The sequence below is a fragment of the Paenibacillus sp. PastM-3 genome, from assembly GCF_029893965.1.
Taxonomy (GTDB): Bacteria; Bacillota; Bacilli; order Paenibacillales; family Paenibacillaceae; genus Paenibacillus_AQ.
In genome coordinates, this window is record NZ_JARXXP010000044.1 from 19,054 (window position 1) to 28,573 (window position 9,520).

At 38.8% G+C, this 9,520-nt stretch carries 5 protein-coding genes; all 5 read left to right on the forward strand.

What is annotated here, in order from left to right:
- Window positions 1–166 precede the first annotated feature (166 nt).
- Window positions 167–2,200: a PA14 domain-containing protein gene (locus M2108_RS29825; RefSeq protein ID WP_277473078.1), complete on the forward strand. Its 2,034-nt coding sequence runs from the start codon at window positions 167–169 to the stop codon at window positions 2,198–2,200.
- Between the two features lie 414 nt (window positions 2,201–2,614).
- On the forward strand, window positions 2,615–3,625 hold the full coding sequence (locus tag M2108_RS29830) for a discoidin domain-containing protein (RefSeq protein WP_277473079.1): 1,011 nt from the start codon (window positions 2,615–2,617) through the stop codon (window positions 3,623–3,625).
- 248 nt (window positions 3,626–3,873) lie between these two features.
- A complete protein-coding gene (locus M2108_RS29835) occupies window positions 3,874–4,974 on the forward strand; it encodes a GBS Bsp-like repeat-containing protein (RefSeq protein WP_280777311.1) in 1,101 nt (366 codons plus the stop codon).
- A gap of 46 nt (window positions 4,975–5,020) precedes the next feature.
- The gene (locus M2108_RS29840) at window positions 5,021–6,172 is read left to right on the forward strand and encodes an RHS repeat domain-containing protein (RefSeq protein WP_277473082.1); all 1,152 of its coding nucleotides are present in this window, start codon (window positions 5,021–5,023) and stop codon (window positions 6,170–6,172) included.
- A 78-nt stretch (window positions 6,173–6,250) separates the two neighbouring features.
- Window positions 6,251–9,520, forward strand: a 3,270-nt coding sequence (locus tag M2108_RS29845; RefSeq protein WP_277473083.1) for an RHS repeat domain-containing protein, incomplete at its 3' end; no start/stop codon positions are given.

Genomic DNA, 9,520 nt, shown 5'->3' on the forward strand with positions numbered 1-9,520 from the left:
GAGGGAAAACTCAATTCATACACTAGTGCAATTGTACTGAATGACAGATGCCCATCGTGCGAAATTCCACATGGTTAGTATGGATTGATAAGAATGAAAGGAGGAGAGAAAGAGACACAGGGGAAATTCTTTATCTTTAAATTGATTTGTTTATGGAGGGGTGTTAGTGAAAAATTTTAAGAAAAGGAACTTTTATATTGGGAGATTGAAGAAATTGAGGTTTATAAATAGGATAGCTCTTGTTCTCATTATTATTATTGTCTTTACTAATAATGTTTCAATCCCGCTTCCAATTACTAATAATTTACCTATAGTCGGGGAAATTCCCCATGCGTCAGCTGCTGATAATCTTAACGGATTAAAGGGTGAATATTACGACAACAATGACCTTACTGGATTAAAGTTCACGCGTATAGATACAAACGTGAATTTTAATTGGGGTTCTGGATCACCCGGTTCTTTAATAGGAGGAGATACTTTCTCTGTAAGATGGACAGGAATGATTAAACCAAAATACAGTGAGATTTATACATTTTATATGAATTCGGATGACGGAGTTAGAATCTGGATTGATGGTCAATTGATTATAGATAAATGGGCAGTACAGGCAAGTGAGTTAATGAGTCTGCCCATTAATATGAAAGCTGGACAAAGCTATAAAATTCGCATCGAGTATTATGAGAATTACGGTGGGGCCGCTGCAATATTACAATGGGCAAGTACAAGCCAAACCAAACAAGTTGTTCCCCAAAGCCAATTGTATCCACCTCAAGATAGTCCGGGAACGGGATTAAAAGGAGAATATTACAACAACTCTGACCTTACTGGACTAAAATTAACACGTATAGATGCCAATGTTAATTTTAATTGGGGTGAGAATGCTCCACACGATTCAATAGGAGCGGATAATTTTTCTGTAAGATGGACAGGGACTGTCAAACCTCAATATAGTGAAAGTTATACTTTTTACATAAATGCAGATGATGGTGTCAGGCTTTGGGTTGACGGGAAGTTAATAATTGATAAATGGAAGGTACAGGCTAGTGAACTGACTAGTTTACCTATTAGTCTAAGCTCAGGACAAAATTATGATATTCGGATTGAATATTTTGAAAATACAGTAGGGGCGGCTGCAATACTCAAATGGTCGAGTTCAAGTCAAGTCAAACAAGTAATACCCCAAAATGTATTGTATCCACCCCAAGCAGTTCATGGAGTGGGACTGGCGGGGGAATATTATAACTCAATGGATCTTAGTAACCTACAGTTGTGTCGCACTGATTCTAGCATAAATTTTAATTGGGGAGTAAATTCTCCGGACCCTTATATGAAATCTGATTCCTTTTCAGTGCGATGGAGTGGAACAGTAGAGGCCAAGTATAGCGAGAGCTATACATTTTATGTGAATGTTGATGATGGAGTACGTTTGTGGATAGATGGCCAGTTAATTCTTAATCAATGGGGAAATCAATCTGCACAATTTGCAAGTAGCAAAATTAATTTAATAGCTGGAAATCAATATAATATTCAGTTGGAGTATTATGAAAATTCAGGTGGCGCAGCAGTTAGCCTTCTATGGGAAAGTCCCTCACAAATGAAAGAGGTTGTACCTCAGATGTATCTTTTCCCGCCTGTCGAATTACAAGGTGTTGGTCTTAGGGGAGAGTACTATGATAATCTGGATTTAACAGAACTAAAAACCATTCGAACTGATGGTAAAGTTGATTTTAGTTGGGGAAATGGTTCTCCAGAGCCGGACATTGGTGAAGATACTTTTTCTGTAAGATGGACTGGATACATAAAGCCAAAATTGAGCCAAACATATACATTCTATGCTGATTCGGATGATGGTGTTCGGGTTTGGGTTAACGATCAGCTAATAATAGATAAATGGATTAGTCAAGCAAGTGAAATAACTAGTCTTCCTATATATTTATACGCTGGTTTTAAATACCACATTCGGGTTGAATATTTTGAAAATGGGGGCGGAGCATCATTTCGCTTGTCTTGGTCCGGTGATAACCAGGTAAAAGAGACAGTACCTCAATCTCAGTTATACTTACCACCAGTTTCATATGCTCCACTAGAGTATCATTATGATTCTAATGGACGATTAGACTATATAAGATATCCTAATTCTGATATTGTCCGCTATTATTATGACTCTAACGGTAATTTGAAAATGAAGATAAAGAATTAGAAGTTGGGAAAAATAAGGAGACTGATGTGATTTATTGAGTAATTGAGTCACTCTTCAGCAAAGCCTCGGACGAATGTTTCGTCTGAGGTTTTTTTGCGTATATGAGCATTGGTCTGATAAGACGGAGTGGTTAATATGCAGTTCTTTAGATTGTCATAAATAGTGCAGATTCTTCATAGGTTTCTACTTAATTCCCTAATATTCGACAAATTACAACCATTTCCAAAATGCGCTTAATCCCTTATGATTGTGAAGGAAAATAAATATGAGGGAAAATTCAATTCATACACTAGTGCAAATGTACTGAATGACGGGAACCCATTGTGCGATATTCTACATGGGTTTTTTGGTGTAAAAACGGGGGGATAAGCAGGATCGTATTCAAATTTTGTTGAAAATCTGTGGGGGATATTAGTGGAATATTATAAGTTTATTGGTTTTTTATTAGTGTTTATAGTTTTGGCTCCGCCTTTCGCGTCTGCTGAGTCTAGTATTATCTACCATTATGATCTAAGTAACCGATTGGAGTATACGATTAACTCATCGAATAATGCCACCTATTATCTTTATGACCGAAATGGAAATCTTAAACGTAAGGTTCCCTCTTCGGGCTATCCTGTTTTTACATCCTCAAGTATAGAGGGCTGGGAGACTTATAAACTAAGTGATAATAATCCCGGCACATTATGGTCAAGTAAGAATAAGGGAACTGATAGCGAAGCGGAGTGGGTGGCCGTGGATATCGGAAAAAGTAGTATTGTAAGCGGGGTTCAGCTAACTCCAAGGGGCAAGCTGGCATTCCCGGTGAATTTCAAAATACAATCCAGTGAAGATGCGGAAACATGGGCTGATATCCCGGGGCAATCTTATAGCAATTATATTAATGATGGCTCTGTCCACAATTTTGAATTTGATTCTCTGGTAGTGGGCAGATACATAAGAGTTTATGCAACAAAGCTGGGGAAGGACGATGGCGGAGGTTATTATTTTCAGCTTGCTGATGTAAAGGTTCAGGTATCCGCTGCTGCTGCCTCCTCTACAACAAATGGTTGGCCGGCATCCCGGTTGGTTGATCAAAATCCTTCAACAGTCTGGTCAAGTTTAGCCCGTTATCCGGCGGCGAGTACAGAATGGGTGGTCGTTGATGCTGGAACAACTCAAATGATCGGTGGCATTCAAATAACCCCAAGAGGCAATCTTGGATTTCCTGTTGATTTTACAATACAGAGCAGTAACGATGCTAAATCCTGGACAGATATAGAAGGACAGTCTTACTCAGGCTATACCAATAACGGTTCCGTTAAAACGTTCACTTTTAAAGCTCCAGTATTTGCCCGGTATATACGGGTTTATGCTACCAAGCTGGGTACTGACGATAATGGCGGGTATTACTTTCAGCTTAATGAGTTCAGAATTATAAAGTGAGTAGAGAGATAAGATGGAAAATAAGATTGTAAGTATGCTTTTTTTGTAACTTTACTGTGTTTAATGGGTATATTTGTTCCTGATTCGATAATTAGTGCTGAAAGTATTGGAGTTCCCTCGATGACTAACAGTAATCCTGATGTTTGTATCGGAAGTTGAATGAGTATTTTAAACCCAAGAAGAATCATATGTTACTGTGATTGCTATTATAGTTTTAAATGTTGAAGATCAATTTGAAAGGGTTGAATATGAGACAACTCAAACTAAGTGTTTTTATCTTTATTTGTTTATTATTCGGGCAGACATCTATTGCTGAAGCAACCGAAGACCAAACATCCAGCTACATCATTCTAGATATGGGAGGAGCGGTGCAAAAACAGCAGATATTTGTGTACAACCAAGGTAGACTGGAGACGCAGATTCAGCAGGATAATTCGATTATTCAATATACATATGATACAAACGGAAATTTAAAAGGACGAAATAAAGGCTATTCCTCTGAACCCTATGTTTTTAGCTCAACAGCAGTTTCATATGATATATACCTGAAGGGAGTTCCGGATGCTGTATCCTTAGTACGTTTTCCAACCTGGACAGAACAGAACGGACAAGACGATATTGAATGGATTGTTGGAGAAAAAGTAGCGTCAGGTGTATGGAAAGGTACTGTAGTTTTCTCAAAGCACGGAGGAATAGGAACATATATAACACATGTATATGCGGATCAGAAAATTGTAGCAGGTGTAGGCGCACAGGTTAAGGACACTTTAAAAATAACCAGTACACAAACAGCTTCCTTAGTCGATGGGTTCTATGAGGTTTATGTAGAAGGAATTGCCCGAACCGTAGCGGAGATTCGTTTTCCTACATGGACTGAATACAATGGGCAGGATGACCTTGTGAATCCTTGGATTACTGGAGAGAAGATTAGCGATACAACCTGGAAAATACGTGTTCCGTTCAGCGAACATAATTTTGAAAAGGGGAACTATATTACCCATGTTTATTCATTTGATAAGTATGGAACGGGGCTTGGTGTTGGTGGGATTGCAGTTACGGTTAGCGGAGGAACTACAGGTCCAAAGGAACCCAAGCGTTCAAGCGGTTCTTATGAAGTCTATATTTATGGTATAGATCCGGCGGCATTAAAAGTTCGATTTCCAACCTGGACTGCCTATAAAGATCAGGATGATATTGAATGGATTGATGGTGTGAAAGTAGCGAATGGGGTATGGAAGGCGACGGTGTATTATTCCAAACATAATTCCGAGACAGGAAGCTACATTACACACATCTATGCTGATGGGAAATTTGTTGGTGCTTGGACTGCTAATGTACTAGCTCAGTAAACTACGATACATCTAAAAATACATTAAAATATACAGAGGTTTTCAGATGAATTGGAAATATAAAAGAAATGTCTTTATTTTCTTAACTTTCTTATCTTTGTTTTTTGTTGTTACTCTAAATTCTGCATCGGCGCTCCAATCCTATTTTTACGATGGAAATGGGAGGTTGGTGCAAGAGAGTGCGCTAACAGGTGAAACAACCAGGTACAGCTATGATAGAAACGGAAACCTATTAACGAAAGTTACTGGTGAACCGTACTTTCAATTTCTTGCGGCCCTAAGCGCAAAGCAAGGAGAAAATAAATGGTACTACCAGACATGGAATGGTACAAGTTACGAGAATATGACTTGGGATGCGGTTGGGTCAAGATGGAAGGGAAAGAACGATTGGAATATTATCTACAAAGATTGGTTGCATCCGGACGGTAACGATACAGTAATGAAATGGGTTGCTCCACAGACTGGGTCTATCCAGATTGGGGGGCAAGTTTCGAAGTATTTTACCAACCTGCAAGGAGACGGTGTTCAGGTAAAAATCATGAAAAACAGCACACAAATATGGCCATCATCAGGATGGCAGATTATTCAGGGTAATGACCCCGTTGGCGTTAATGCTGTTGCCAATGTGAATGTCACCTCGGGGGATTCACTTTATTTTGTAATTAATCAGAATGGGAATTATGGGTTCGATGCCACAGTGTGGAATCCAGAGATTACGTATATTGAAAAATACACTTCAGCCTTTGGAGCGGAGCAAGGGAAGAACAATTGGTATTATCAGATCTGGAATGGAACAAGTTATGAGAATATGACTTGGGATCCTGCGGGAGCAATGTGGAGAGGCAAGAAGGATTGGAATATCATCGGCAAGGAATGGCTTCATCCGGAAGATGGCCATGATACAGCGCTAAAGTGGGTTGCTCCGCAGACAGGAACTGTTAAGATTTCTGGAAAAGTCGCTAAACATCCTGTTAACTTACAGGGAGATGGCGTCCGGGTGAAAGTTATGAAGAACAGTGCACAGATTTGGCCAGCGACGGGGTGGCAGACTATACAGGGCAATGATCCAATTGGAGTAAATATTGCTCTTAATGTGAATATCGTCTTGGGTGATTCTCTTTATTTTGTAATTAATCAGAATGGGAACTATGGGTTTGATGCCACGGTATGGAATCCTTCTGTAGCATACATAAAATAGGCACAGCAATAGATGAGTCATTAGATATTAAAAGAATACAAGTGAAATTACTCTATCAATTAGTAATGGGGGATACCTTTGAAAAAATCAAAATCATTAATGTATCAGGTATTTATTTGTGTATTAATTATCTCATTATTACTTCCGAATGTACCAGCTATAGCCCAGGAAAAACTATCGGAAGTACAACCAACTACAGATCAAGCAATTTTAAATGCAGATGAACTCAAAACAGATCAGACAACTAATATAGAAGAAGGCAAAGTCCTTCCTCCTGAAATGAAATCCGTTTCACAGACTACTTACACAGATGTGGAACCAGCAGAGATTAAACGTCTGAGAGCGCTAACCCTTCAGAAAAAATCTCAGATGCAACAATCAATGAAGGGGCAGGGATTGAAAGCAGCAGCAAGTGCAGATGCCCGTGATTTAACAAGAGAAGAAGTAGAAGAACTGGTTGATAATGGAGCTGTGTTAGAAGATCTCTATTGGATCAACTATCTTATTCAGAATGATATCGGATATACAGGTTTAGAACTGCTGTCACAAAAACAAAGCGGTGCCACCTGGGAAGAAATCGAGGAAAGTCTAGGACTTGCACAGAGCACGGAAAAATCTACCGTAGAAGAGTCAGTGTATTCTTCCTTTGCAGATGTTAAATCCCGATCTGTAGTTATAGATAATGTATATGCGATCGAAGATAAATTGTTGGCGGCGACGAATCTTGCAAGTGAAACTTCAATGACCAGTTTTGATATGACTATAAATAGCGTTATTAATTCTGGTAACGTTGATTTTATCAACCAATCAGGTGCTAAGCAGTATTCAGATCACAGCGGTAATAGTGAAGTGATTTCTCCTTCAACAGGATCATTAATTTGGCAGCAACAGCTCATCCAATTACCGGGACGTGACGGACTTGATCTTAATTTAGGAATTATGAATCAATCCAATCAAACCTATGCCTACACCAGAATAAGTGCAGGGTATCAGCAAAATGGAATTAAAAAATATAACGAAAAAGAAGCTAAGAACAATATAGGAATAGGATGGTCTTTTCAATTTCCTTCTATTGAAACAACAGATGAGGGTGTAACCTATTACCATGATGGGCACGGAGGAAGCTACCAAGTAGTAGGGTATAACTTTGAAATACCAGGTTACCAAGACGGTCGGGTAAGCTATGTAGGGGATTACTATGGTAATGCTTTTGTCGACGGGGGAGACAGGTCGGTTTTTTATTTGGAGTTTGCTGATTTAAGAAGAGAGTATTACGCTGAAAGAGACAGCCGGTTACTTGGGATTGTTGACCGATATGGAAACAAAATAACATTTAATTATACAGATCGGGTCACTTATGACGGTGCATCTCATAAAGTGCTTTCTTCTATTACAGATACCTTAAATCGAAAGATTGTTTTCGAATATGAGTCCACCCTCAACACAACTGGTACCTTTTATGGTGAGAATGTAGTGATCAAAGCGTTAGATAGTAATTCTTCAGTAATCAAAAAAGTGACTTTAACGAAAAGCAGAATGCAGTTATTAAATAATAACACGCCAGATGGTTATGCGCCTGTGCTCTGGAAAATCACTAATCATGATTTGAATATTATCTCTAATGATCAGATTACATACTTTGAGTATGGTAATTATCAGTTGCAATTTAATTTATATGGTAAATCTTTTAATGGAGCATGGACCTCTTATCATCCGATTAAGCGTATTACATACCCCAATTCTTCTACGGAATATGAGTACGAGGTTAGTAAGCACAACATAAGGATTGATGGGCTCTCAGAAGGACTAAGAGTAAACCTTCGAGGTGATGTCATTAATGGAAAGATGAAAAATAAGGTTAAGTATGGTTACACACAGGAAGAGTATACAGGAACGTTTTATTGGAGTCCGGCTTATACGCCTGAGAGTTACCGGTATGGAAGTACTTCGACTGTAGTCAGTGATACCTTAACAAATGGGTTGTCGGTCACTCAAGTATTTACAATGACAGGAAGACTGGAGTCAACAACGACCAAAGCTTCCAACGGAGAGCAGATTGTAGAGAAAAACACTGACTTTGACTATAGGTTGGATACGCGGCCCGTTAAAACAAGCATTTATAAACTTTTAAATGGGGAATTATTAGAATCGGCAGAGCCATTGATTGTTCAACGAGGGTATGACGGTAATAACAACCTCTCTTGGGAAACAGTTCCTATGACTGTTCAACAATCTGCAAACAATACAGTGTATTGGAGAAAAAATCAGTTTACTTATGCGGGTAATTTCTTAACCTCCAGTGAATGGTACCAAAATGAAACAGATACAGCCTCGACTAAGGACTCCTACTCGTATGATTCCGAGACTGAAAGGCTATTATCTTATACTGATCCGACAGGAAAACAGACAACTTATAAGTATACGTACACTTATAATCCTTATAAAAGAAGTAATACAGTCACTGACGTTATTGCCGAAACAAAGGAAAACAACAAAATAATTAACCGAACGCAGACGATTTATGGAGCAGCATATAACTATGCTTATCCAACTGAAACCCGGCAATGGTTTAATTACGGGCAGTCCAATGAGCAGATGGTTGTTACCAAAATGTCTTATTATGCAGATGGTCAGCTAAAGGAAACCATAGCTCCTAATCAAAAAATAACAACCTATGAGTATGATGGCTTAGGTAGACCTGCTAAAATTACGTATCCCACAACAACAGATTCTAATGGTTATAAATATAGTGAGACAGACAATTTTTCTTATGCTTATCTTTCCCCTTCTGATTTGGACGCAGTAAATAAGGGGACACAGACACTGGAAGTAACCACTACAAAAAAAGTGACTCAATTGACAGCTAATGAAGCGGTAGTCCGGTCTGTAAATACTATAGCTAAGAGCTACTACAATGGACTAGGGTTGCTTCTCTTACAGAAACAATACGATGAAACGACTAGCTCTTGGATTAATACCCAGTATCATTACGATGATCAGGGAAGAGCCGTGTACGCAAAAGATGCACAAGGAAATGAAATTACGGCTGAATATGATGTCTGGGGGCGCTTGGGAAAACAGACGGATGCTCTTCTGAACACCTATATTGTGAACTATAATTTAAAAACAAGAACAACAGAAAGCTATATGAACCCCAATGGCAGCACAGAAAAATATAATTATGTTTTACAGACCGCCGATCAATGGGGACGAGTTATTTCCACAATGACGTATAAGAATCTGGCAAGTATGACATTGCCGATCTCAGAGAAATACACTTATGATCTTGTGGGAAATGTTACTTCCTATACCGATCCTGAAAAGCATGCAAATGATGAAGGGGTAACC